22 protein-coding genes are annotated in these 23,524 nt (G+C 75.5%); 13 read left to right on the plus strand and 9 right to left on the minus strand.

Going from position 1 to position 23,524, the window contains the following annotated elements:
- The first annotated feature begins 283 nt into the window (after positions 1-283).
- The 6 genes from ACI79T_RS00005 to ACI79T_RS00030 all read left to right on the plus strand — a co-directional run bounded on the left by ACI79T_RS00005 (position 284) and on the right by ACI79T_RS00030 (position 4,675).
- A complete protein-coding gene (locus tag ACI79T_RS00005) occupies positions 284-910 on the plus strand; it encodes a hypothetical protein (RefSeq protein ID WP_456607987.1) in 627 nt (208 codons plus the stop codon).
- Between the two features lie 103 nt (positions 911-1,013).
- The gene (locus ACI79T_RS00010) at positions 1,014-1,676 is read left to right on the plus strand and encodes an N-acetyltransferase (RefSeq protein ID WP_456607988.1); all 663 of its coding nucleotides are present in this window, start codon (positions 1,014-1,016) and stop codon (positions 1,674-1,676) included.
- 53 nt (positions 1,677-1,729) lie between these two features.
- Positions 1,730-2,629 (plus strand): alpha/beta hydrolase fold domain-containing protein, encoded by a 900-nt coding sequence (locus ACI79T_RS00015; protein ID WP_456607989.1) that lies wholly within the window; start codon positions 1,730-1,732, stop codon positions 2,627-2,629.
- A gap of 173 nt (positions 2,630-2,802) precedes the next feature.
- Positions 2,803-3,153 carry a YciI family protein gene (locus ACI79T_RS00020; RefSeq protein WP_456607990.1) on the plus strand — a complete coding sequence of 117 codons (351 nt, stop codon included), beginning with the start codon at positions 2,803-2,805 and terminating at the stop codon, positions 3,151-3,153.
- A gap of 5 nt (positions 3,154-3,158) precedes the next feature.
- Positions 3,159-4,397 carry an RNA polymerase sigma factor gene (locus ACI79T_RS00025; protein WP_456607991.1) on the plus strand — a complete coding sequence of 413 codons (1,239 nt, stop codon included), beginning with the start codon at positions 3,159-3,161 and terminating at the stop codon, positions 4,395-4,397.
- Complete coding sequence (locus ACI79T_RS00030) at positions 4,394-4,675, plus strand: DUF1905 domain-containing protein (RefSeq protein WP_456607992.1); 282 nt, start codon at positions 4,394-4,396, stop codon at positions 4,673-4,675. Before ACI79T_RS00025 ends, ACI79T_RS00030 begins: the two co-directional genes overlap by 4 nt.
- Positions 4,676-4,715: 40 nt before the next feature.
- Here the strand turns inward: ACI79T_RS00030 and arfB are convergent, their stop codons facing one another.
- Genes arfB through yidD form a run of 3 tightly spaced genes read right to left on the minus strand, consistent with a single transcriptional unit; the run spans position 4,716 to position 6,824 of the window.
- Positions 4,716-5,156 carry an alternative ribosome rescue aminoacyl-tRNA hydrolase ArfB gene (arfB, locus tag ACI79T_RS00035; RefSeq protein WP_456607993.1) on the minus strand — a complete coding sequence of 147 codons (441 nt, stop codon included), beginning with the start codon at positions 5,154-5,156 and terminating at the stop codon, positions 4,716-4,718.
- Positions 5,157-5,179: 23 nt separating this feature from the next.
- Positions 5,180-6,238, minus strand: a complete 1,059-nt coding sequence (locus ACI79T_RS00040; RefSeq protein ID WP_456607994.1) for a hypothetical protein — start codon at positions 6,236-6,238, stop codon at positions 5,180-5,182.
- Between the two features lie 55 nt (positions 6,239-6,293).
- Positions 6,294-6,824, minus strand: coding sequence for a membrane protein insertion efficiency factor YidD (gene yidD, locus ACI79T_RS00045; RefSeq protein WP_456607995.1), 531 nt, complete (start codon positions 6,822-6,824; stop codon positions 6,294-6,296).
- On the opposite strand from yidD, the gene mmuM reads away from it, so the two are divergent.
- Positions 6,823-7,719 (plus strand): homocysteine S-methyltransferase, encoded by an 897-nt coding sequence (mmuM, locus tag ACI79T_RS00050; RefSeq protein ID WP_456607996.1) that lies wholly within the window; start codon positions 6,823-6,825, stop codon positions 7,717-7,719. The two genes, yidD and mmuM, sit on opposite strands and share 2 nt — an antisense overlap.
- Before the next feature lie 84 nt (positions 7,720-7,803).
- On the opposite strand, the gene ACI79T_RS00055 is transcribed toward mmuM, so the two are convergent.
- Together ACI79T_RS00055 and ACI79T_RS00060 are read right to left on the minus strand one after the other, a co-directional pair.
- A complete protein-coding gene (locus tag ACI79T_RS00055; protein WP_456607997.1) occupies positions 7,804-8,661 on the minus strand; it encodes an SDR family oxidoreductase in 858 nt (285 codons plus the stop codon).
- Positions 8,662-8,768: 107 nt separating this feature from the next.
- Entirely contained in the window at positions 8,769-8,900 is a 132-nt protein-coding gene (locus tag ACI79T_RS00060) for a hypothetical protein (protein WP_456607998.1), read from the minus strand.
- Between the two features lie 154 nt (positions 8,901-9,054).
- Between ACI79T_RS00060 and ACI79T_RS00065 the strand changes: the two genes are divergently transcribed.
- From ACI79T_RS00065 to ACI79T_RS00080, 4 genes are read left to right on the plus strand one after another with little or no spacing between them, the layout of a single operon-like run.
- A complete protein-coding gene (locus tag ACI79T_RS00065) occupies positions 9,055-11,595 on the plus strand; it encodes a DEAD/DEAH box helicase (RefSeq protein WP_456607999.1) in 2,541 nt (846 codons plus the stop codon).
- 2 nt (positions 11,596-11,597) lie between these two features.
- Positions 11,598-12,176, plus strand: coding sequence for a GNAT family N-acetyltransferase (locus ACI79T_RS00070; protein ID WP_456608000.1), 579 nt, complete (start codon positions 11,598-11,600; stop codon positions 12,174-12,176).
- Between the two features lie 5 nt (positions 12,177-12,181).
- Positions 12,182-12,955: a sulfite exporter TauE/SafE family protein gene (locus ACI79T_RS00075; RefSeq protein WP_456608001.1), complete on the plus strand. Its 774-nt coding sequence runs from the start codon at positions 12,182-12,184 to the stop codon at positions 12,953-12,955.
- Positions 12,952-13,716, plus strand: coding sequence for a sulfite exporter TauE/SafE family protein (locus ACI79T_RS00080; protein ID WP_456608002.1), 765 nt, complete (start codon positions 12,952-12,954; stop codon positions 13,714-13,716). The genes ACI79T_RS00075 and ACI79T_RS00080 overlap by 4 nt, the downstream gene beginning before the upstream one ends.
- 57 nt (positions 13,717-13,773) lie before the next feature.
- On the opposite strand, the gene ACI79T_RS00085 is transcribed toward ACI79T_RS00080, so the two are convergent.
- On the minus strand, positions 13,774-14,382 hold the full coding sequence (locus ACI79T_RS00085) for a hypothetical protein (protein ID WP_456608003.1): 609 nt from the start codon (positions 14,380-14,382) through the stop codon (positions 13,774-13,776).
- A 128-nt stretch (positions 14,383-14,510) separates the two neighbouring features.
- Between ACI79T_RS00085 and ACI79T_RS00090 the strand changes: the two genes are divergently transcribed.
- On the plus strand, positions 14,511-15,428 hold the full coding sequence (locus ACI79T_RS00090; protein ID WP_456608004.1) for an AEC family transporter: 918 nt from the start codon (positions 14,511-14,513) through the stop codon (positions 15,426-15,428).
- A gap of 40 nt (positions 15,429-15,468) precedes the next feature.
- On the opposite strand, the gene ACI79T_RS00095 is transcribed toward ACI79T_RS00090, so the two are convergent.
- The 3 genes from ACI79T_RS00095 to ACI79T_RS00105 are packed head-to-tail and all read right to left on the minus strand — an operon-like array spanning position 15,469 to position 20,854.
- A complete protein-coding gene (locus tag ACI79T_RS00095; protein WP_456608005.1) occupies positions 15,469-17,148 on the minus strand; it encodes an alpha-amylase family protein in 1,680 nt (559 codons plus the stop codon).
- The gene (locus tag ACI79T_RS00100) at positions 17,145-18,137 is read right to left on the minus strand and encodes a TIGR03885 family FMN-dependent LLM class oxidoreductase (RefSeq protein WP_456608006.1); all 993 of its coding nucleotides are present in this window, start codon (positions 18,135-18,137) and stop codon (positions 17,145-17,147) included. Before ACI79T_RS00100 ends, ACI79T_RS00095 begins: the two co-directional genes overlap by 4 nt.
- Positions 18,138-18,187: 50 nt before the next feature.
- Entirely contained in the window at positions 18,188-20,854 is a 2,667-nt protein-coding gene (locus ACI79T_RS00105) for a putative bifunctional diguanylate cyclase/phosphodiesterase (RefSeq protein WP_456608007.1), read from the minus strand.
- 149 nt (positions 20,855-21,003) lie between these two features.
- Between ACI79T_RS00105 and hrpB the strand changes: the two genes are divergently transcribed.
- Complete coding sequence (gene hrpB, locus ACI79T_RS00110; RefSeq protein WP_456608008.1) at positions 21,004-23,493, plus strand: ATP-dependent helicase HrpB; 2,490 nt, start codon at positions 21,004-21,006, stop codon at positions 23,491-23,493.
- Positions 23,494-23,524 lie beyond the last annotated feature (31 nt).

Below are 23,524 nucleotides of genomic sequence, written 5' to 3' on the forward strand. Positions count from 1 at the left end.
GGCCCTTGTAGAAGCTGACGTAGACGGTGTCGAACAGCCCGGCGATCTCGGCCGGCGTGCGGTCGTAGCCGGCGGACGCCTCCCACAGGCGCGCGCCGGCCAGGTGCGCGGCCGGGCCCCCCGCCCGCGCCCACCCCCCCACCCCCCCCCCCGCCCCCGCCCCCGGCCCCCGCGCGGGGGGGGGGGCGGCGCCCCCCCCCCCCCCCCCCCCCCCCCCCCCCCCCCGGACCGATCTCCCGGCCGGCACCCCTGCCCGCCGTCCCCCTCCCCGAGGAGCACCCCCATGTCCACCCCCGCTTCCGCGCACGGCGACGACACCGGCGTCGGCCCGGACGGAGCGCACGTCACCCGCGGCGCCGGCCGTGACGCCGTCGACGCGCAGCACTCCCGCTACGGCGGCATCAAGTGGGGTGCAGCGTTCTTCGGCTGGCTCTCCGCGAACGGGCTGGCCGTCCTGCTGATCGCGCTGATCAGCGCCGCCGGTGTCGCCGTCGGCCTCACCGAGGGCGTCCCGACGGTCGAGGAGGCCACCGAGCAGGCGAGCACGATCGGCATCGTCGGCGGCATCGTCCTGCTGGTCGTCCTCTTCCTCGCCTACCTGGCCGGCGGCTACGTCGCCGGCCGGATGGCGCGCTTCGACGGGGTCCGCCAGGGCATCGCCGTGTGGGTCATCGGCCTGCTCGTCGTCCTGGCGCTCGCCCTGGCCGGCCTGCTCTTCGGCTCCGAGTACAACGTGCTCCAGCAGCTGAACCTGCCGCGCATCCCGATCGACGAGGGCACCGCCACGACCGGCGGCATCATCGCCCTGGTCGCGGTCCTGGTGCTGACGCTGGTCGGCGCCATCCTCGGCGGCAAGCTGGGCGAGCGGTACCACCGCAAGGTGGACCGCGCCGGCTTCGACGCCGTCTGACAGCGGGTCCCTGCCGCGGCGCAGGGGCCCGAGCGCCCACGACGACGGGGGCCGTCCCACCCGGGGCGGCCCCCGTCGTCGTCGGTCGTGGTCGAATTCGGGGGTGACCCCTCCCGGCCCGATCGTCCGGCGGATCGACGACCCGGACGAGCCCGGGCCCGACGTCCGCGTCGCCGAGCAGCGGGACGTGCCCGCCATCGCCGCCACGCTCACGGTCGCGCTGGCCGACTCCCGCTGGACCCGCTGGGCGCTGCCCGACGACGGGCGGATGCAGCGGCTGACCCGGCTGCACGAGCTGGACGCCGCCCACCGCGGGGTCTCCACCGGCACGGCCTGGGTCACCGAGGCGTTGGACGCCGTCGCCGTCTGGGAACCACCGGCCGGCGCCGCCGGCACCCGCCCGCTGGCCGACGACGTGCGCGCCGCCCTCGCCCGGGAGCTGCCGTACCTGAGCGGGCCGCGGGCCCGCGCGGTGGCCGAGACCGACGCCTTCCTCACCGCCGCCCGGCCCGACCGGCCGCACTGGTGGCTGCGCCACCTCGGGGTGCGCCCGTCGGCCCGCCGCCGGGGGCTCGCCGCTGGCGTCCTCGCGCCCGTGCTGGTGCGCTGCGACGAGGAGAAGACCCCGGCCGCCGCGGCCGTCTTCGGCTGGGCGAACGTGCGGTTCCTCCGCGGCTTCGGCTTCCAGGTGACCGAGACGACCCGCACCACCGACGACGAACTGCCGCTGTGGGTGCTCGTCCGCGAACCGCTCTCGCTCAGCTGACCGCTGTCCGGGACGCCGACCGCACCCCCGGCCTGACCGACCCCGGAGGTTCCGTGCCCAGCATTGCCGGCCGCCTGCTTCCCCCGCTGATGCGCCTGCTCCGCTTCCGGCGGGAGTTCGAGCACCCGGAGCTCATGCTGCGGGGCGTGCAGGAGCGCCTGCTGCGCCCCGTCCCGTACGGGCCGCCCCGCCGACTCGGCCCGGTGGAGGTCGTGGTGGACGTCGACCACGCGACCGGCTGGCCGGTCTACCGCGTGCTCCCTCGCGACCGGACGCCGGACCGCGCCGCCGTCTACGTGCACGGCGGCGCCTGGGTGAACCAGATCCACCCGTTGCACTGGCGCCTGGTCGCCCGGCTCGCCGCCCGCAGCGGCACCGCGATCACCGTGCCCGTCTACCCGCTGGCGCCCGTGGGCACGGCGGCGACGGTGGTGCCTCCCGTGGCGGACCTCGTCGGCGCGCTGGCCGACCGGCACGGCGCCGGGCGGGTCACCGCGATGGGTGATTCGGCCGGCGGTCAGATCGCGCTGTCCGCCGCGCTGCTGCTCCGCGACCGGGGCCTGCCACCGCTGCACCGGACGGTGCTCGTCTCGCCCGCGCTGGACCTGACCCTGGCCAACCCGGAGATCGACGTCGTGGAGCCGCAGGACCCCTGGCTGGCCCGCCCCGGCACCCGGGCGGCGATCGAGCTCTGGCGGGGTGACCTGCCGCTGACCGATCCGCTGGTCAGCCCGCTGTTCGGCGACCTGGCCGGGCTCGGCCCGCTGACCGTCTTCAGCGGCACCCGGGACATCACCAGCCCTGACACCCGGCTGCTGGTCGACCGCGCCCGAGCGGCCGGCGTACCGGTCGACCACCACGAGGAGGAGGGCCTCGTCCACGTGCACCCGCTGCTGCCGGTGCCCGAGGGCCGGCGGGCGCGGCGGTTGATGGCCGCCGTCCTCGCCGGCTGACGCCGCGCCGCGGCCGATCCCGCCAGCCGGTCCACCCCCGGTCGCTCCGGACGTGCTGGCGCCGCCGGTGCCCGTGCTGAGAAAGTCGCGCCACGGTGTCGATCAGGCCGGTCCTCGCTCGTACAGAGGGTGAGCGACCGGCACGGGCCGGCGCCCGGCCCCAGGAGGCAACCATGGCGCAGTACCTGCTCAACATCGTCCAGCCGGTCGGCGAGATCCCCTCGCCGGAGGACCTGGCGCCGGTGATGGCGGAGCTCGCGGCTTTGAACGCAGAGATGCAGGCGGCGGGGGTCTGGGTGTTCGCCGCCGCCCTCCACCAGCCGGAGGCGTCGACCGTCGTCCGCGCCGAGGGCGGCGACGTGCTCGTCACCGACGGCCCCTACGCCGAGGGCAAGGAGTTCATCGGCGGGTTCGACGTGATCGAGGCCGAGGACCTGGACCAGGCCCTGCTCTGGGCAGGCCGGCTCGCCCGCGTCCTCGGCGGCCTGCCGGTCGAGGTCCGGCCCGTCGCCCAGCGCTTCTGACCCCCGTGCCCGACGCCGTCGCCGAGATCGAGCGGGTCTTCCGCGAGCACCACGGCCGGGCGGTGGCCGTCCTGATCCGCCTCCTCGGTGACGTCGACGCCGCCGAGGAGGCGGTGCAGGACGCCTTCCTCACCGCCGTCGCCCGCTGGCCGGCCGACGGCGTCCCGCCCAGCCCGGCCGGCTGGATCATCACGACCGCCCGCAACCGGGCGATCGACCGCCTGCGGCGGGAGAGCACGCGCACGGACCGGTACGTGCAGGCCGCGCTGCTGCTCGACGACTCGCCCGCACCCGAGGAGGGGCCCGTGCGCGACGACCGGCTGCGGCTCGTCTTCACCTGCTGCCACCCGGCCCTGGCCGTGCCGGCCAGGGTGGCGCTGACCCTGCGGCTGATCGGCGGGCTCACCACGGCCGAGATCGCCGCCGCCTTCCTGGTGCCCGAGCCCACGATGGCGCAGCGCCTGGTCCGGGGGAAGGCCAAGATCCGGGACGCGCGCATCCCCTACCGCGTCCCCACGGACGCCGAGCTCCCCGACCGGCTGCCGGCCGTGCTCGCCGTCGTCTACCTGGTGTTCTCGGAGGGGTACGCCGCGTCCTCGGGGACGCACCTGGTGCGCGAGGACCTGTGCGCCGAGGCGATCAGACTGGGGCGGCTCCTCGCCGAGCTGATGCCCGACGAACAGGAGGTTCTCGGGCTGCTGGCGCTCATGCTCCTCACCGAGGCCCGCCGCCCGGCGCGGACGACCGCCGACGGCGACCTCGTGCTGCTGGCCGACCAGAACCGGTCCCGGTGGGACCGGGGGCTGGTCGTCGAGGGGCAGGACCTGGTGCGCGGGTGCCTGCGACGCAACCGGCCCGGCCCCTACCAGGTGCAGGCGGCGATCGCGGCGGTGCACGCCGACGCCGCCGATGCCGCGGCGACCGACTGGGCGCAGGTGGTGGCGCTGTACGACCTGCTGATGACCCTGGCGCCGAGCCCGGTGGTCGCCCTGCACCGCGCCGTCGCCGTCGCCGAGGTGGCTGGACCGGACGCCGGCCTCGCGCTCACCGAGGGGCTGGACCTGCCCCGCCACCACCTGCTGCCGGCCGTCCGCGCCGATCTGCTGCGCCGGTTGGGCCGCACGGCCGAGGCGCTGGCGTCCTACGAGGCGGCGCTGGCGCTGGCGGGCAACGACCGCGAACGCGCGTTCCTCCGGCGGCGCTGCGATGAGTTGTCGCCGCACCGAGGGTCGGTAGGGGTATGAGCAGCCCGATCCCCCTGGACCTCACGTTCACCGCGCCCATCGAGAAGGACGGCGCCTTCCCCACCTACCTGGTCGTGCCCGGCTCGGCCGAGCTGCTGGGCACCCGCCGGGCGGTCAAGGTGACCGGCACCGCCGACGGGCACGCCTTCGCGGCCACGCTCATGCCGTCGGGCACCGGCCCGCACTGGCTGCCGCTGCGTGCGGCGATCTGCTCGGCCATCGGCAAGAGCCGCGCGGGCCAGGAGGTCACCGTGCACCTGCAGCAGCGGCTGAGCTGACCGACTGACGGCGGGACGTCCCTGCGGAGACGTCCCGCCGTCAGTCCCAGCTGCGGCGCTGCTTCTTCAGCTGCCCGCGCTGCTTCTTCGCCTCGATCCGGCGTTCCTTCGACCCCCGGGTCGGCTTGGTACGGCGCCGGGCCGGAGCCGGCGGGGTGAGGGCGGCACGGAGGACGGCCGCCATGCGCTCGCGGGCGGCCTGCCGGTTGCGCAGCTGCTGCCGGTGCTCGCTCGCGACGACGGTCAGGACGCCGTCGACCATTCTGTTCTCGAGCCGCGCCGCCAACCGGGCGCGCTGGGGGTCGCCGAGGCCCGGGATGTCCAGCGGCGACACCGACAGCTCCACCCGGGAGTCGGCGGTGTTGACGCCCTGACCGCCGGGGCCCGACGACCGCGAGAACCGCCAGGTCAACGCGGCCGCGGGCACGACGAGGGAGCCGGTGACCGGGAGGTCACCGGAGGCGTCGTCGGTCCCGGGCACGGGGACAGTGTGGCCGACGCGGCTCACGCCCGGGACGCCAGCGGGCCCGGCGCCAGGTGCCGGGCGGTCCAGCCGGGCACCTGCCCGTCCCACTCGGCGCGCTCGTCGGCGTGGACACCCCGCAGGATCCGCCGCCAGGTCAGCGCACGCTGCAGCGGGCCGACCCGCAGGGCCAGGTCGCACAGCTCCCGGAGCTCACCGGGCGCGCCGAGGTCCCGCCGCTCCTCGAGGTAGGCGTCGCGCAGGCGGAGCAGGTCGGGGTCGCCGTCGGGCAGGCCGAGCACGCGGGCGGCGAACCGCAGCGTCACGACCAAGGTCAGGAAGGGGTGCGACACCGAGGAGTCGCCCCAGTCGAAGAACCGGTGGCGGCCGCCGGCGACGAAGACGTTCGCGTCGTGCAGGTCGTCGTGCTGAAGCGTGGCCGGCACCGGGCCGGCGGCCAGCGCGTGCCACGCACGCACATACCCAGGGAGGTCGGCGAGGACCCGGTCGCGGTCCGCGAGCGACAACCCGCCAGGGTGACCGGGGCGCTGGGCCTCGTCGTCGCCGAGCAGCTCCGCCACGAGCCCGGGCAGCCGTTCCGGCCGGTGGTCGGGCACGCCGAGCTCGAGCAGCGCCCGGGCGTGCGGCACCAGGGCGAGCTGCAGCCGCGCGCGGGAGCGGAGCATCGCCTCCCAGGCGGTCAGGTCCGCCGGGCCGGTCGCCCGCAGCGTGCGGCCTCCGTCGGGCAGGAGGAGCAGCCGCCGTCGCCGGTGCACCGCGAGCGGCACCAGGACGTGCCCGGGCACCCAGCGCCCGAGCGCCCCGGCCAGCGGCGGTTCGTGCGCCGAGCCCGGGCCGACCGACTTGAGCCAGACGGCACCGCCGCCGCGCAGCGGCAGCCGGAACGCCGTCGACCAGGCCCGGACGTGCGGCTGCTCCGGCGCTCCGTCGAGCTGCCGTCCCGTGCGGTCCAGCTGCTCGACGGCCCAGTCGAGGGCCGCCGAGCGCCAGCCGGGGTCCCGCCACGTCGCCACGCCGGCCGTGGCGTCGGTCTCCGCCTCGGACTCGGCCTCGGACTCGGCCTCGGAAGCGGGGATCACGGTCGGACCGTAGGCGAGGCCCACCGCCCGGCACAGCCGAGTTCCCGGCAGCGGGTCAGGCGGGCACCGGGTCGGCGCCGCCGGCCGCCCCCGGGCGGCAGCGGACCAGCCGGCGCAGGGTCAGCCAGGAGCCGCGCAGCGCGCCGTGGGTCTCCAGCGCCTCGATCGCGTAGGTCGAGCAGGTCGGGGTGAAGGAGCAGCACGGTCGCCGCTTCGGGCTGATCTCGCGCTGGTAGAAGCGGACGGCGGCCACCAGGCGGGCCGCCGCTCCGGTGCCCTGCTGACCGGCCCGGATCGCGGGCAGCGACCGCGGGGCGACGAGCATCAGCTCCAGTCCGCAGCCGACGGCGTTGGCCAGGCAGCAGCCGGTGTTGAGGAAGAGCAGGTCGCGCAGGCAGGAGTCGTTCCGCCGCCGGTTGCCGTAGCCGTACCCGGGTGGCCGGCCGTACCCGCGGCCGTAGTGGCCCGCGTAGTGCCCGCGATAACCGCCGCCGTAGCGCGGACCGCGCCGCCGTCGTCGCGGACCCATGCCACTGCTCCAGATGAACACCACGGCAGGGAGGTACCGCAGGAAGATGGCAGCCATGCCTGATCTCGCTGCCGCCTTGGCCGCCGGGACCGTCGTGCTCGACGGTGGATTGTCGACCGAGCTCGAATCACGGGGCGCCGACGTCTCCTCGGCGCTCTGGTCGGCGCGGCTGCTTCGTGACGACCCGGCTGCGATCGTGGCGGCACACGCCGCCTTCGCCGCCGCGGGCGCCCAGGTGGCGACGACCGCCAGCTACCAGGCGACCCTCGAGGGGTTCGTGGGCACCGGGCTGACCCGGCGGCAGGCGCAGGAGCTGATCGAGCGCTCGGTTCTCCTCGCCCGGGAGGGGCAGGGAGACGGCTGGGTCGCCGGATCCGTCGGCCCCTACGGCGCGATGCTGGCCGACGGTTCCGAGTACACCGGCGCCTACGTGGCCGAGGTGGGCGTCTCCGCACTGCGCGCCTTCCACCGGCCCCGGATGGAGATGCTGGCGCAGGCCGGCGCGGACGTGCTGGCCTGCGAGACCGTGCCCGCAGCCGCCGAGGTCGAGGCGCTGGTCGCCGAGGCGGTCTCCCTGGGTGCGCCCATCTGGCTGTCCCTGACCACCGTGCTCGACGACGCGGGGGTGCCCCGCACGCGCCGGGGTGAACGGGCGGCCGACGTGTACGCCATGGTGGCGGACGTCCCCGAGGTCGTCGCGGTGGGCGTCAACTGCACCGCGCCCGCCGCGGTCGGCCCCACGATCGCCGCAGCGGCCGCGGCGGGGAAGCCGGTCGTGGCCTACCCGAACAGCGGCGAGGTGTGGGATGCGACCACCCGCCGCTGGGCGGGTTCCCCCGGCGTCGCCCCGGACGCCGTCGTCGCCTGGATCGGGGCCGGCGCCCGCCTGGTCGGCGGCTGCTGCCGGGTCCGCCCGGCCGACATCGCCGCGCTCGCCACGACGATCAGGTGACCTGATCGCTGGTGGTCCTGGCTCGGCACCGGTGGTGAGCCAGGACCCGGAACGATCAGGTCACCTGATCATCAGCGACCTGCGTCAGAGGATCGGCTTGCCGCCGGTGACGGCGATGCGCGCGCCGGAGACGTAGGAGGACTCGTCGCTGGCGAGCAGCACGTAGACCGGCGCGAGCTCGGCCGGCTGCCCGGGCCGGCCCAGGGGCACCTGCTGGCCGAAGCTCTCCACCTTCTCCTCGGGCATCGTCGAGGGGATCAGCGGCGTCCAGATCGGCCCGGGCGCGACGCTGTTGGCCCGGATGCCCTTCTCTGCGTAGAGCTGGGCGAGGCTGGCGGTGAAGTTGGCGATGCCGGCCTTCGTCATCGCGTAGGCGATGAGGTTCGGGCTGGGGTTGTCGGAGTTCACCGACGACGAGTTGATGATCGAGGCGCCCGGCCGCATGTGCGGGATCGCGTCCTTGGTGAGGGTGAACATCGCGGAGAGGTTCGTGGCGAGGGTGTGGTCCCACTCCTCGTCGGAGATCTCCTCGAGGGAGTCGTGGCTCATCTGGAACGCGGCGTTGTTGACCAGGACGTCGACCCGGCCGAACTCCTCCACCGCCTTGGGGATGATCGTCTTGGCGTGCGCGCGGTCGGAGAGGTCGCCGGGGACGAGGACGCACCGGCGACCGGCGTCCTCGACGTACTTCGCGGTGTCCTGCGCGTCCTCCTGCTCGTTCAGGTAGGAGATGAGGACGTCGGCGCCCTCCCGGGCGAACGCGATCGCGACGGCGCGGCCGATGCCGCTGTCCCCGCCGGTGATGACCGCGACCTTGCCGGCGAGCCGGCCGGAGCCGGTGTAGCTCTCCTCGCCGTGGTCGGGCTTGGGGTCCATCTCCCCCAGCGTGCCGGGCGGGGTCTGCTGCTGGACGGGCTGCGATTCGGGACGGGGCGACGACATGGTTCTCCTCCGGTGCGGTAGGGCGGGCCGGCCCGGGCTGTGCTCACCGGGACCGGCCTCCGCGCGCTACCCGCCGGAGCCCGCGAGGAACCTGCGCGTCGCGGGTGTCAGGCGGCGCGGGCCAGCGACTCCGTGGCCGGGGCGCCGATCGGCAGCTGCCACCGCATCTCGAACCGACGTCGCCCCGCCTTGTCGACGACCTGCACCCACCGGCACTCCGGGCAATCCTGTCCGCGCATGTTCCCGCCACCTCTCGTTCACCTGTTGTTCACCTTCTCCCCACATCGGCGGGCGGTATCCGTTCTCCCAGGTTCCGTTATCGATCCGTGACCTGGCGCGGACCGCCGGTCGGGTGCGGGAAGGCAGGAGGCGTCGGGCACGCTGTCGCTCACGATGACCGCCCCGCCGCTGATCGACGACCCGACCGACCTCTCCGCGCTGCGCGCGAGAGGCGGCGATCCCGACGAGCTCTTCGCCTCCTTCGCCGCCTGGGCCGAAGCGGGCGGCACGACGCTGTACCCGGCGCAGGAGGAGGCGCTGATCGAGCTGGTCAGCGGCGCCAACGTCGTCCTCGCCACCCCCACCGGCTCGGGCAAGTCGCTGGTCGCCACCGGCGCGCAGTACGCGGCCCTCGCCGCCGGCCGGCGCAGCTACTACACCGCCCCGATCAAGGCCCTGGTCAGCGAGAAGTTCTTCGCCCTGTGCGGCGTCTTCGGGGCGGCCAACGTCGGGATGCTCACCGGTGACGCGAGCGTCAACGCCGGTGCGCCGATCATCGCCTGCACCGCGGAGGTCCTGGCCAACATCGCGCTGCGGGAAGGGGCCGACGCCGACATCGGCCTGGTGGTCATGGACGAGTTCCACTTCTACGGCGACCCCGACCGCGGGTGGGCCTGGCAGGTGCCGCTGCTGGAGCTGCCGAGGGCGCAGTTCCTGCTGATGAGCGCCACCCTCGGCGACGTCACGTCGCTGCGCGAGGACCTGACCCGCCGCACCGGCCGCCCGACGGCGCTGGTCGCCAACGCCGAGCGCCCGGTGCCGCTGCACCACTACTACGCGACGACGCCGATGCACGAGACGATCCAGGAGCTGCTGGACACCTCGCAGGCGCCGGTCTACGTCGTCCACTTCACCCAGGCCTCGGCGCTGGAGCGCGCGCAGGCGCTGATGAGCGTGAACGTCTGCAGCAAGGAGGAGAAGGCCGCGATCGCCGACATGATCGGCGGCTTCCGGTTCTCCTCCGCCTTCGGGACGACGCTGTCGCGGCTGGTGCGCCACGGCATCGGCGTCCACCACGCCGGCATGCTGCCCAAGTACCGGCGGCTGGTCGAGCAGCTGGCGCAGGCCGGGCTGCTCAAGGTCATCTGCGGCACCGACACCCTGGGCGTCGGCATCAACGTGCCGATCCGCACCGTCGTCTTCTCGGCGCTGTCCAAGTACGACGGGACGCGCACCCGGCTGCTCCAGGTGCGCGAGTTCCACCAGATCGCCGGCCGGGCCGGCCGCGCCGGCTACGACACCGCGGGCACTGTCGTGGTCCAGGCGCCGGAGCACGAGGTGGAGAACCTCAAGCAGTTCGCCAAGGTCGCCGACGACCCGAAGAAGCGCCGCAAGCTGGTGCGCAAGAAGGTGCCCGACGGCATGGTGCCGTGGAGCGAGTCGACGATGAACCGCCTGGTCGAGGGCGAGCCCGAGAAGCTGACCAGCCACATGCGGGTGACGACGGCGATGGTCCTCGACGTCGTCGACCGGCCGGGTGACCCGTTCCTCGCCATGCGTCGGCTGCTCACCGAGAACCACGAGCCGCGCCCGAAGCAGCTCAAGCTGATCCGCGACGCCATCGGCATCGCGCGGTCGCTGCTGCAGGCCGGCGTGCTGGAGCGGCTGCCCGAACCGGAGCCCGACGGCCGCCGCTACGACCTGACGCTGGACCTGCCGCCGGACTTCGCGCTCAACCAGCCGCTGTCGACGTTCGCGCTCGCGGCGATCGACCTGCTGGACCCCGAGTCCGACACCTACGCCCTCGACGTCGTCAGCGTCATCGAGGCGACCCTCGACGACCCCCGGCAGATCCTCTCGGCGCAGCTGAACAAGGCCAAGGGCGAGGCAGTCGCGCAGATGAAGGCCGAGGGCATCGAGTACGACGAGCGGATGGAGCTGCTGGAGGAGGTCAGCTACCCCAAGCCGCTGGAGGAGCTCCTCGGGCACGCCTACGACGTCTACCGGCAGAGCAACCCGTGGGCGGCCGACGGGCAGCTGTCGCCGAAGGCCGTCGTCCGCGAGATGTGGGAGCGGGCGTTCACCTTCCGGGAGTTCGTGAACACCTACGGGCTGACCCGCGCCGAGGGCGCCGTGCTCCGGTACCTCTCCGACGCCTTCAAGGCCCTGCGGTCCGGCGTGCCCGCCGCGGCGCGCACCGAGGAGGTGACCGACCTCGTCGAGTGGCTCGGCGAGCTGGTGCGCCAGGTGGACAGCTCGCTGCTGGACGAGTGGGAGCAGCTCACCTCGCCGGACCAGCCGCTCGACGTACCGGTCGCCGTCCCCGCCCGCCCACGGCCGCTGACCGGCAACGAGCGCGCCTTCACCGCGATGGTCCGCAACGCCCTGTTCCGCCGGGTGGAGCTGTGGGGCCGCCGCCGCTGGTACGACCTGGGCGAGCTGGACGCCGGCTCCGGCTGGGACGCCGACCGCTGGGGCGAGGTGGTGCAGGCCTACTTCGCCGAGCACGCGGAGGTGAACACCGGCGCCGACGCCCGCGGGCCCGCGCTGCTCATCTGGGACAAGGCCGAGCCCGGCGTCTGGAAGGTGCGGCAGATCGTCGACGACCCCGCGGGCGACCACGACTGGGGCTTCGACGTCGAGGTCGACCTCGAGGCCTCCGACGAGGAGGGCGCCGCGGTGATCCGCCTCGTGGACGCCGGCCGCAAGGACTGAGCGTGCGGCACCGGCAGACCCCCCGGCTCACCCTGGACGCGGTCGTCGAGGGCGACCTCGACGAGCACGTCGCCCTGATGTCCGACCCCGGCGTCTGGGCGCACCTGCCGTCGGGCCGGCACACCTCGGCGGAGCAGACGATGCGGGGCATCCGGCACTCGCTGGGCCACTGGCAGCGGGACGGCCTGGGTTACTGGACGGCGCGGCTGCGCGCGGACCTGCCGGGAACGGACCTGCGTGCCGGTGACGTCGTCGGCACCGGCGGGTGCGCCCTCCGCGTCGGGACGGCGTGGTGGAACCTCTACTACCGCTTCACGCCTGCGGCCTGGGGCACGGGGCTCGCGGCCGAACTGGTGAGGGCGGCGATCGACGCGGCCCGCACCGTCGCCCCGGAGCGGCCGGTCGTGGCGTACCTGCTGGAGCACAATCTGCGGTCCAGGGGCCGGGCCGAACGGGCCGGGCTCTCGCTGGCCTGGCGCGGGCCCGACGCCGGCAACCCCGACCCCGACGCCGTCCGGCTGGTCTACACCGACCGCGACCTGGACGACGGGCTGCTGGCCCGCGTCGCCGCGCACGGCTGACCGGCATGACGGGGTGGGAGATGGTCGCCGTGGCGGCCGCCGGGTTCGCCGCGGGCGGGATCAACGCCGTCGTCGGCTCGGGGACGCTGGTCAGCTTCCCGGTGCTGCTCGCCGTCGGGCTGCCGCCGGTGACCGCCACGATCAGCAACTCCCTGGGGCTGGTGACGGGCAACCTGAGCGGCTCGATCGGCTACCGGCGGGAGCTGCGCGGCCAGCGGCGGCTGCTCCTGCGGCTGATGCCCGCCTCGCTGCTCGGCGCGCTGACCGGCGCGTTCCTGCTGCTCCACCTCCCCGCCGCCACCTTCGAGGCGGTGGTGCCGGTGCTCATCGGCATCGCGGTCCTGCTCGTGGTGGTCCAGCCGCTGGTGGCGCGCCGGCTACCGGCCCGGGGTACGGACGAGCCGGCACCGGTCACGGGTGGGCGGCTGGCCGCCCTGTTCGCCGGCGCGTACGTCACCGGCACCTACGGCGGCTACTTCGCCGCGAGCCAGGGCGTGCTGCAGATAGGCATCTTCGGCCTGCTGCTGCGCGAGTCGCTGCAGCGGCTCAACGCGCTCAAGAACGTGCTGACCCTCACCGTGAACGCGGTGGCCGCCGGCGCCTACGTCGTCGTGGCCACCGACCGGATCCACTGGGGCGCCGCCGGGCTGCTGGCCGCCGGCGCCCTCGTCGGCGGGGCGGTCAGCTCCCAGTACGGCCGCCGGCTCCCCGCCGCGGTGCTGCGGACGGCGATCGTCGTCCTCGGCATCGTCGCCATCGCGGTGCTGCTGACCGGATGAGCGCCCTCGAGTTCGGCTTCCTCCTGCTGGCCGGGGTCGGCGCGGGCCTGTCCGGCAGCATCGCGGGGCTCGCCTCCCTGGTGAGCTACCCCGCGCTGCTGGCCACCGGGCTGTCGCCGGTCACCGCGAACGTGACCAACACCGTCGCGCTGGTGCTGAGCGCGGTGGGCTCGGTGAGCGCCTCCAGACCGGAGCTCGGCGGGCAGGGCCGGAGGCTGCGGCCGCTGCTGCTGGCCGCCGTGCTCGGCGGCGTCACCGGAGCGGGCCTGCTGCTCCTCACGCCCCCGGACGCGTTCGAGCGGCTCGTCCCCTGGCTGATCGGCGGGGCCTCGGTGGCCATCCTCGTGCAGCGGCCGCCGCGCGAGCTGGCCGCCGCCGGGGCGCAGCACGCGCCCGCGCCCGACCCGCGGTGGCTGCCGCTGGGCACCTTCGCCGTGGCGGTCTACGGCGGCTACTTCGGCGCCGCCGCGGGGGTGCTATTGCTCGCCATGTTCCTGCTGGCCACCGGTGAGGGCCTGCCGCGGGGCAACGCGATGAAGAACGTGGTCCTCGGGGTCGCCAACGGCGTGGCGGCCATCGGGTTCGTCGTCCTCGCCGACGTCGCCTGGGCGGCGGCGCTGCCGCTGGCGATCGGCTTCTTCCTCGGTGGCCGGCTCGGCCCCCGGGTGGTGCGCCGGGCCCCGCAGGCCGCGCTGCGCACGGTCATCGCCGTCGCCGGGCTCGCCCTGGCGGTGCACCTGGGTGTCCAGGCCTACACCTGACGCGCGCTCCGCCCCGCCCACGCCATCGGGGCGTGGGACGGGGCGGCACCGGCTCCGTCAGCCGCGGCTGACGTAGGCGGACAGGAAGAGCACGAACGCGCTGACCAGCAGCAGCAGCCGGGCCGGCGTCAGGCCGTTGACCAGCGTCGCGGTCGACTCGACCCACTGCGGCCGGACGCCGGCCTCCCGCGCGCGCTGCCGCACGATGCGGACCTCGTCGGCGAGCAGGACGCCGGCGGCCCCGAGCAGGCTCAGCCCGACGACGGCGAAGGCGAGGGCCAGCCGGTCCTCGAAGACGTCGGCCGAACCCCCGAGCACGAGGACGACGATCAGCCCGACCAGCAGCCCCAGCAGCCCGCCCGCGACCGGGGCCCACGGCCCCATCACCGTCAGCGGTCCGCGGCGCGGCATGCGCGGCATGCGCGGCCGGGGGCGGCTGCTCACCGGCGCCGTCGGGTGCATGCCGGGGACGACGTCGTCGCCCTCCCCCGCGGGGCCGGCCGCGCCCTCCGGCGCGGTCGCCGCCTCGGACGTCGGCGCGGACGTCGGCGCGGTCGCCGGCTCGGGCACCGGAGGTGCTGTCTCCGTCGCCGGGGCGGCGGGCCGCACGACCGGGATCTCGGCGGTCCCGGGGCCGGCGGCGGTACTTCCGTTGCGTTCACTCATGAATCGATCACCTCGTACGCCACGCTAGGCCCACCCACCCCAGGAGCGGGGGACGCCGCCCCGGCGGGCTCCTCACGCACCGTGATGCCGCGCCGGAGCCTGCCCACGCAGCTGGCTACGCTCCCCCGGTGAACGCGGCTGCGCTGGTCCTGCCGGAGTTCGCGCTCCTCCTCATCGGCCTGCTCCTGCGCCACTTCGCCTGGCGGTCACCGGGCTTCTGGGTCGACCTGGAGCGCCTGGTCTACTTCGTGCTCTTCCCCGCCCTGCTTCTCCGCACCACGCTGTCGGCGGACCTGGCCGCGGCCGGCTCCGGAGGGGCGGTGCTGGCCGCGCTGGGGGCGCTCGCCGCCGGCGCCCTGCTGGGTGCGGTGGTCCGGTGGCTCCCGGGCGTCGACCGGATGACGGCGGCCTCGGGGTGGCAGACGGCGTTCCGCTTCAACACCTTCATCGCCCTGGCGCTGGTCGACGACCTGGGCGTCCCCGCCCTCGCGCTCATGGGCGTGCTGCTCGGGGTGACGGTCCCGCTGGTCAACGTCCTGGCGGTCACGGCGCTGGCGCGCAGCGCGCCCGGCGGAGCGGCCGGCGGGCACGGCCCCCGGGTGCTGGCCGCCGTGGCCCGCAACCCGCTCATCCTCGCCACGGTCGCGGGCCTCGGCGGCAACGTCCTCGGGCTCACGCTGCCCTCCCCCGTCGACGCGACGCTCTCCCGGCTGGCCGCCGCCGCGGTGCCCCTGGGCCTGCTCGCGGTCGGCGCGGCCCTGCGCCTGACCGGCCTGCCGCGCGGGCAGCGCCTCATGGCCGTCTACCTGGGCGCGGTCAAGCTGCTGGCCGTGCCCGCGGTGGCCCTGGGTCTCGCGGCACTGCTCGGGGTGGAGGGCGACCAGCGGTTCGTCGTCCTCGCCCTCGCCGCCGTGCCCCCGGCCACGGCGGCCTACGTCCTGGCCGCGCGGATGCAGGGCAACGGCGCGTTCGTGGCCGCCCAGGTGTCGGCGACGACCACGGCCGCGCTGCTGACCCTGCCGCTGTGGCTGGCGCTGACCGGCTGACCCCCCGCCGTCGGGCGTCCCGGGCCGGCGCCCGCCCCGCTCACAGCAGCCGGCGGCTGTCCTGCCCGACCACGCGCAGCCAGCGGTAGCCGTACCCCTCCAGCGCCATCTCCGCGGCGCCGTCGTCCCCCAGGGCGGTGCTGCCGGAGGTCAGCAGGTCCTCCAGCCGGTGCCCGGCGTCGCACCCGGGAACGGTGATTGGCACCGTCCGCGGCTCGGGCCCGAGGTTGTGCAGGGTGACCAGCGCGGCGTCGTCCCACGTGCACAGCAGGGCCAGCACCCCGGGGTGCGGCTGGTCGAGGACGGCGAACTCGCCCCAGCCGAGCTCCGGGGACTCCCGGTAGCGCCGGACGAGCAGCTTCATGAACGACAGCAGCGACTCCGGGTCCCGGCGCTGGTCGGCGACGTTGACGAACTCCGGGCCGAAGCCGCCGTCGACCACCGGCCGGGTCAGCTCGTCGGCCGGGGCGCGGGAGAAGCCGCCGTTCGCCTCGCCGGTCCACTGCATGGGGGTGCGCACCGACAGCCGGCTGCCGGCCGAAAGGTCCTCCCCCATGCCGATCTCCTCGCCGTAGAAGAGCACCGGGGTGCCTGGCAGGGCGAACAGCAGGCTGTAGACCATCCGCACCCGGCGCGGATCGCCGGACAGCATCGGGGGCAGCCGCCGGATCAGGCCCCGGTCGTAGACCTGCATCCGCGGCTCGGGGCCGAACGCGGCGAAGACCTCCGCGCGCTCGTCGTCGGTGAGCTTGTCGAGGGTGAGCTCGTCGTGGTTGCGGACGAAGGTCCCCCACTGGCTGTCCGGGGAGATGGCCGGGCGGGCGGCCAGGGAGGCGGCCAGCGGCCCGGCGTCCTCGCGGGCCAGCGACAGGTAGGTCTGCTGCATCGTGTTGAAGTCGAACTGCATGGTCAGCTCGTCGCCGTCGTGGCCGCCGAAGAAGCGCACCTGCTCCTCGAACGGCAGGTTCACCTCGCCGAGCAGCACGCCGGAGCCGGTCCGCCGGCCGAGGAAGGCGCGCAGCGAGCGGAGGTACCCGTGGGGGTCGGGCAGCTGCGCGGCGGTGTCCTCGTCGAGCCCCGCCGTCTCCAGCAGGAACGGCACGGCGTCCACGCGGAACCCGGACAGGCCCAGCTGCAGCCAGAACCCCATGATCTTGGCGATCTCGTCGCGGACCTTCGGGTTGGCCACGTTGAGGTCGGGCTGCTCGGAGTAGAAGCGGTGCAGGTACCACTCGCCGGTCTCCGGGCTGTGCGACCAGATCCCACCCTCGGCGTCCGGGAAGACCACCTGGTCGCTGGTGTCCGGCGGCTCGTCGCCGCGCCACACGTAGAAGTCCCGGTACGGGGAGTCCTTGCTCGCCCTCGCCGACCGGAACCACGGGTGCTGGTCGGAGGTGTGGTTGACCACCAGGTCGGCGATCACCCGCATCCCCCGGTCGTTCGCCGTCCGGATCACCTCGACGAGGTCGCCGTGGTCGCCCAGCCGGGGGTCGACCCCGTAGTAGTCGGTGATGTCGTAGCCGTCGTCGCGTCCGGCGGTCGGGTAGAAGGGCATCAGCCACAGGCAGGTGACGCCGAGGTCGGCGAGGTGGTCCAGCCGCTGCGCCAGGCCCTGGAGGTCGCCCACCCCGTCGTCGTTCCAGTCCATGTAGGTCTGGACGTCGAGGCAGTAGACGACGGCGTTCTTCCACCACAGGTCGCTGGTGTCGGTGATCCTCATCGCTGCACCGCCACCGCCGGGGACGGCGCGGTCACGCCGAGCTGCGGCAGCACGTGCGCGCCGAAGGCGTCGAGGAACGCCCGCTGCTCGACGCCGACGTGGTGCAGGTAGATGTGGTCGAACCCGAGGTCCACGTACTCCTGCAGCCAGGCGGTGTGCTGCCCGAGGTCGGCGGAGATGCGGACCGGGCCGGCCATGTCCTCCGGCGTCACGTGCGCGCTGGCCTGCTCGAACGCCTCCGGGCTGTCGAGGTCCCAGCACAGCGGGGGCGGGAAGACGTTGCTGCGCCACTGGTCGTGGGCGATCCCCAGCGCCCGGTCGGGGTCGGGATCCCAGGACACGTGCACCTGCAGCGCCAGCGTCCCCTGGCCTCCGGCGTCCCGGTAGGCGGCGATCACCTCGCGGAGCTTGTCGTGCGGCTGGTTGATGGTGACCAGGCCGTCGGCCCAGGCGGCGCCGTTCCGGGCGGTGGCCGCGCTGACCGCGGGGGCGACGAGGGCCGGCTGCTGCTCGGGGGTGGTGTAGACCTTGGCGCGGTCGACGGTGACCAGCCCGTCGTGGCTGACCTCCTCCCCCGCCAGCAGCGCGCGGATGACCGCCACGCACTCCAGCAGCCGGGCGTCGCGCACGTCCTTGCGCGGCCACTTGTCACCGGTGACGTGCTCGTTCATGGCCTCGCCGCTGCCCAGGGCGACCCAGAAGCGCCCCGGGAACATCGCGCCGAGGGTGGCGATCGCCTGGGCCACGATCACCGGGTGGTAGCGCTGGCCGGGAGCGTTCACCGCACCGAACGGCAGGGACGTCGTGGCCATCGCCGCGCCCAGCCACGACCAGGCGAACCCCGACTCACCCTGCCGGGGGTTCCAGGGGGTCAGGTGGTCCGAGCACATCGCGGCGGTGAAGCCGACCTCCTCGGCGTGCCGGACGGCGTCCAGCAGTGCGGTGGGGTGGACCTGCTCGTGCGAGTTGTGGAATCCGATCACCGGCATGGCCGATGCCTACCGGACCGTCGGCGCTCCGGCCAGCGGGGACGTCGGCGTCAGGCCGTGGCGCCGTCGCCGGCGGCCGTCGTCGGCGCCGGTCGGGCGAGCAGGAACAACTCGGCGTCGTCGGCCCCCATGGGGGCGGCGAACAGGTACCCCTGGGCCAGGTCGCACCGGGCGTCGCGGAGCCGGTCGCGCTGGACGTCGAGCTCCACGCCCTCCGCGACGATCTCCAGGTCGAGGGTGCGGCCCAGGTCGATCAGCCCCCGGACGATCGGCGGCAGCGCCGCCCCGTCGATGGTGGCGATGAAGGAGCGGTCGATCTTGAGCACGTCGACGGTGAACTGCCGGAGGTGGCTCAGGGACGAGTAGCCCGTGCCGAAGTCGTCGAGCGCCAGGCGCACGCCGAGGGCCCGCAGGACGGCCAGCCGCTCGGCCGTGCCGTCCGGGTCGCGGACCAGCGCCGTCTCGGTCACCTCGAGCACCAGAGCGCCGGCGGGCAGCCCGCTCACCGCCAGCGCGTCGGTGACCTGTGCGACGAAGTCCGGCGCGGACAACTGCACCGCCGACACGTTGACCGCCATGGTCAGCCCGGCCGCCGCCGGGTACCGGGCGCGCCACCGGGCGGCGGCCGCGCACGCCTCCCGGAGCACCCAGGAGCCGATCCCACCGATGAGGTCCAGGTCCTCGGCGACGGGGATGAACCGGTCGGGCGGCACCGTGCCGAGCACCGGCGAGTGCCAGCGCAGCAGGGCCTCGAAGCCGACCACCGAGTTCCCGGCCAGGTCGACGACCGGCTGGTAGACCAGCCGCAGTTCCCCGCCGGCCAGGGCGCCCTGCAGCTGGCCCTCCATCGCCCGCTGCTCCAGGACCGCCGCGCGCATCGCCGGGTCGAAGACGGCGACCTGCCCGCGCCCGGCGGACTTCGCGCTGTACATGGCGATGTCGGCGTCCCGGACCAGCGAGTCGCTCGTCGAGGCGGGATCGCTCAGCGCGACGCCCACGCTGCCCGAGACGGTGACCGCCTGGCGGCCGATCAGGACCGGTCGCTCCAGCTCGGCGAGCAGGCGGTCTCCCGCCGCGGCCGCCTCGGCGCCGTCCCGGACGTGCTCGACCAGGACGGCGAACTCGTCGCCGCCGAGGCGGGCCAGCGTGTCCTCCTCGCGCACCGCCGCCGCCAGCCGCCGCGCCACCTGCTGCAGCAGCGCGTCCCCGGCCTGGTGGCCCAGGCTGTCGTTGACGGCCTTGAAGCCGTCGAGATCGATGTAGACGACGGCGGCGGTCTCGCCGTGCCGGGCGTTCCGGCGCAGGGCCTGCTGGATCCGCTCGGTGAACAGCGCCCGGTTCGCCAGACCGGTCAGCCCGTCGTGGAAGGCCTGGTGGGCCAGCGTCTGCTCGGCCCGCTTGCGCTCGGTGATGTCGGTGGCGTGGACGACGACGCCCTGCACGTCCGGATCGGCGGAGAGGTCGACCAGCCGGACGCCGAGCCACAGCTCCTGGCCGTGCCACTGCCGGCGCAGTTCAGCGCTCACCACCGCGCCGTCGGCCACCAGCGCCTGCCGGAAGACGTCCCGAGCCGCGGCCACGTCCAGCCCGGCCCCGCGCACCAGGTCACCGCCCATGAAGCCCGGCGTCACCTCCACCCCGAGCAGGGTGGCCAGCTGCGTCGGGTCCCCCCGGAGCCGGCCCCCGCGGTCGATGACGACGACCGCGTCGGAGGAGTGCGCGGCGAGGGCCGCGAAGTGCCGTGCCTGCGCCCGGACCAGGGCGCGCGCCTCCGCCTCCGCCGTCAGCAGCCGGGCGGTGCGCGCGAACACCAACAGGACGAGCAACAGGGTCGCCCCGAAGAGCGTCAGCGGGGTCTCGTCCCGGCCGGTCAGGTCGTGGGCCAGCTCGAGGCCGCCCGGGACGAGCAGCGCAGCGAGGCACACCGCGAGCCGGCCGTGGCCGGCCCGTCCCGCGCTCGGGCCGGGCTCGGTCCCGGCCGGGGCCGGCCGGGACCGAGCGGCCACGGCCAGCAGCACGGCGCCCAGCATCCAGCCGGTCTCCAGCGCCGCCGGGGTCGACTCCGGGTCGGCGGCGAGCAGGTAGGCGACGTCGGAGGCCAGCCAGCAGGCGGCACCGGCGGCGACCGCCAGGGCTCCCCGGTCCTGGCGCCCGCTGCCGGCCATCACCCGGAACACCAGCGCGATGAGCGCGGCGTCCAGGGCCGGGTAGAGGGCCCACACCAGGCGGGCGGCCAGCGGCTGGGACGAGTCGGCCATGGTCTCGGCGACGGTGAGGTCCCACATCACGAGCAGCACGGCGACGAAGACGACGACGGCGTCGATCCAGCCGTCGAAGCGGCGCCGGGAGGACTGCCCCTGGGTGCCCGCCATGCTGGTGAGCGCGGCGGCGAGGACGACGTAGGAGGCCAGGTACGGGATGTCGGCCACGGAGAGGTCCACGTCCGCGCCGAGCCGGGCCAGCAGCTCCCAGAGCACGTCGCCGAGGGCGGAGGCGGTCAACCCGAGCGCGATCAGCAGCCGGGCGGGCCCCCCGGGGCCCCTGCGGACGCCGGACCAGGCCGCGGTGGACGCGCCGAGGAGGACGACGAGGTAGAGCAGCTGCGCGAACGGCGTCCCGTCCAGGGCCAGGTGCGCGCCCAGCACGAGGACGGCGACGACCAGCCAGCCGCCCACGCGGGCGCGCCGGCCTGACCATCGCGGAGCTCCGTCGGCCATCGGTACCGCCCTCTCCCGGTCCCCGGGGTCTTCGACGGCGGGGCCGGGCGGCTGAACCGCGGGACGACCCGCGCTCCCCCAACGGGTGAGCGCCGGGGCACCGCCGGCACCGTCCCCGCGGCGGACCGGATCCACGCGAGACTGGACCCGTGCTGCCACCGCCCGGGACGCCCGGCACCGATCTGCCGGTCCGCTCCGCGCTGCCCGCGCTGGCGGACGCGCTGTCCGCCCGTGGGAGCGCCGTGCTGGTGGCCCCGCCCGGGACCGGGAAGACGACGCTCGTCCCGCTCGCCCTGGCCGGTGCGGTGGCCGGCCGCGTCGTCGTCGCCGAGCCGCGCCGCGTCGCCGCCCGCGCCGCCGCCCGCCGGATGGCCGCGCTGCTGGGCGAGCCCGTCGGCGGACGGGTGGGGTACAGCGTGCGCGGGGATAGCCGGCGCAGCGCCGCCACCCGCGTCGAGGTGGTCACCACCGGCCTGCTGGTCCGTCGCCTGCAGGCCGATCCGGAGCTGGCCGGCGTCGACGGGGTGGTCCTCGACGAGTGCCACGAACGGCACCTGGACACCGACCTGGCGCTGGCGTTCTGCCTCGACGTGCGCGACACGCTGCGCCCGGACCTGCGGCTGCTCGCCATGTCGGCGACCGCCCAGGCGGAACGGCTGGCCGCCCTGCTCGGCGGGGACGGCGCACCGGCCCCCGTCGTCGCGGCGACCGGGGCGCTGCACGAGGTCGACGTCCGCTGGGCCCCGCCTCCCGGCCCGGTCGATCCACCCCACGGCCTGCGGGTCGACCCGCGCCTGCTCGACCACGTCGCCGCGACCGTCCGCCGGGCGCTGGCGGAGCAGGCCGGGGACGTGCTCGTCTTCCTGCCGGGCGCCGGCGAGATCGGCACGGTCGCCGGCCGGCTGGGCGGACCGGACGCCGACGTGCTGCCCCTGCACGGCCGGCTGCCCGCCGCGGCGCAGGACGCCGCGCTGCGACCGGGGCCCCGCCGCCGGGTGGTCCTGGCCACGGCGCTGGCGGAGAGCAGCCTGACCGTGCCCGGGGTCCGCGTCGTCGTCGACGCCGGGTTGTCCCGGGTGCCGCGGGCCGACCTGTCGCGCGGCCTCGGCTCGCTGGTCACCGTGCGGGCCTCCCGCGCGGCCGTCACCCAGCGGTCCGGCCGCGCCGGCCGGGAGGGGCCCGGTGCGGTCTACCGCTGCTGGACCCCCGCCGAGCACGACCGGCTCCCCGCCCACGACGAACCGGAGGTGGCCGTCGCCGACCTCACCGCCTTCGTGCTGGAGCTGGCGTGCTGGGGAGCGCCCGGAGGGACGGGCCTCGCCCTGCTCGACCCGCCACCGGCGGCGGCCCTGACCGTGGCCGGGCAGACGCTGCACGACCTCGGCGCGGTGGACGACGACGGCCGGGCGACCGCCCGGGGCCGCACGCTGACCGCCGTCGGGGTGCACCCCCGCCTGGCCCGCGCGCTGCTCGACGGTGCTCCACTCGTGGGCCTCCGCCGGGCGGCGGAGGTGGTCGGGCTGCTCTCCGCCGACCTCGCGTTCCGCAGCGACGACCTGGTCGCGACCTGGCGGGGACTGCGGGCAGGGAGCGACCGCGGCGCCACCGGCCGCTGGCGGGAGGAGGTCACCCGCCTGGAGCGAGCCGTCCCGGACACGGCAGCGCCCCGCCTTCCCGACGACACCGTGGCCGGCCTGGTGGTCGGCCTGGCCCACCCCGAACGGATCGCCCGGCGCCGGCCGGGGACCACCGGCACGTACCTCATGGCCGCCGGCACCGGCGCCGAGCTGCCGCCCGGCACGGCGCTCACCGCGGCGCCGTGGCTGGCGATCGCCGTCGCCGACCGGTCCCCCGGCCGGCGCGACGCCCGGGTGCGCGCGGCCGTGGCCATCGACGAGGCGACCGCGCTGGAGGCCGCCGGGGCGTTGCACCGGGAGCAGGACGAGGTGTCCTGGCGCGACGGGGACGTCCGCAGCACCCGCGTGGAGCGGCTGGGCGCGATCGTGCTGACCGAGCGCCCGCTGCGCGATCCCGACCGCGCCGACGTGGCCGCCGCCGTCGCCGAGGGGCTGCGCCAGGAGGGCCTCGGGCTGCTCCGCTGGACCCCCGCCGCCCGACGGCTGCGCGAGCGCCTGGCGGCGGCCCACAGCGGGCTCGGGAGCCCGTGGCCGGCCGTCGACGACGCGGCGCTCCTGGCCGCCGTCGACGTCTCCGGTGCGCGCAGCCGGGCCGACCTGGCCCGCATCGACGTCGTCGCGGCCCTGCGGGCGCTGGTGCCCTGGCAGGTGGCCGGCGAACTGGACACCGTGGTCCCCGACACGGTCCCGGTACCCACCGGATCACGGATCCGGGTCGACTACACCGATCCGGACGTGCCCACCCTCTCGGTGCGGGTCCAGGAGGTGTTCGGCTGGACACGGGCCCCGCTGGTGGCCGGGCGGCCGCTGCGGCTGCAGCTGCTCTCCCCCGCCCAGCGACCCGTGGCCACCACCGCGGACCTCGCCGGCTTCTGGGTCACCGGGTATCCCACCGTCCGCAGCGAGCTCCGTGGCCGCTACCCCCGGCACCCCTGGCCCGAGGACCCGGCGGCCGCTCCGGCCACGAAGCGAGCGACGTCACGCGCCCGGCCCCGCACCTGAGGCTGCGGGCTTCCTCCGCCCCGGCGAGGAT

Source organism: Blastococcus sp. SYSU DS0619, from assembly GCF_054051035.1.

Excerpts from the sequence above, each read along its gene's own strand:
- ACI79T_RS00065 (WP_456607999.1), top strand. The coding sequence starts at position 9,055 with ATGACCGCCCCGCCGCTGATCGACGACCCGACCGACCTCTCCGCGCTG.
- mmuM (WP_456607996.1), top strand. The coding sequence starts at position 6,823 with ATGCCTGATCTCGCTGCCGCCTTGGCCGCCGGGACCGTCGTGCTCGAC.
- ACI79T_RS00100 (WP_456608006.1), bottom strand. The coding sequence starts at position 18,137 with ATGCCGGTGATCGGATTCCACAACTCGCACGAGCAGGTCCACCCCACC.
- ACI79T_RS00060 (WP_456607998.1), bottom strand. The coding sequence starts at position 8,900 with ATGCGCGGACAGGATTGCCCGGAGTGCCGGTGGGTGCAGGTCGTCGAC.
- yidD (WP_456607995.1), bottom strand. The coding sequence starts at position 6,824 with ATGGCTGCCATCTTCCTGCGGTACCTCCCTGCCGTGGTGTTCATCTGG.
- ACI79T_RS00030 (WP_456607992.1), top strand. The coding sequence starts at position 4,394 with ATGAGCAGCCCGATCCCCCTGGACCTCACGTTCACCGCGCCCATCGAG.
- ACI79T_RS00075 (WP_456608001.1), top strand. The coding sequence starts at position 12,182 with ATGACGGGGTGGGAGATGGTCGCCGTGGCGGCCGCCGGGTTCGCCGCG.
- ACI79T_RS00080 (WP_456608002.1), top strand. The coding sequence starts at position 12,952 with ATGAGCGCCCTCGAGTTCGGCTTCCTCCTGCTGGCCGGGGTCGGCGCG.
- ACI79T_RS00020 (WP_456607990.1), top strand. The coding sequence starts at position 2,803 with ATGGCGCAGTACCTGCTCAACATCGTCCAGCCGGTCGGCGAGATCCCC.
- ACI79T_RS00095 (WP_456608005.1), bottom strand. The coding sequence starts at position 17,148 with ATGAGGATCACCGACACCAGCGACCTGTGGTGGAAGAACGCCGTCGTC.
- ACI79T_RS00055 (WP_456607997.1), bottom strand. The coding sequence starts at position 8,661 with ATGTCGTCGCCCCGTCCCGAATCGCAGCCCGTCCAGCAGCAGACCCCG.
- ACI79T_RS00085 (WP_456608003.1), bottom strand. The coding sequence starts at position 14,382 with ATGAGTGAACGCAACGGAAGTACCGCCGCCGGCCCCGGGACCGCCGAG.
- ACI79T_RS00105 (WP_456608007.1), bottom strand. The coding sequence starts at position 20,854 with ATGGCCGACGGAGCTCCGCGATGGTCAGGCCGGCGCGCCCGCGTGGGC.
- ACI79T_RS00005 (WP_456607987.1), top strand. The coding sequence starts at position 284 with ATGTCCACCCCCGCTTCCGCGCACGGCGACGACACCGGCGTCGGCCCG.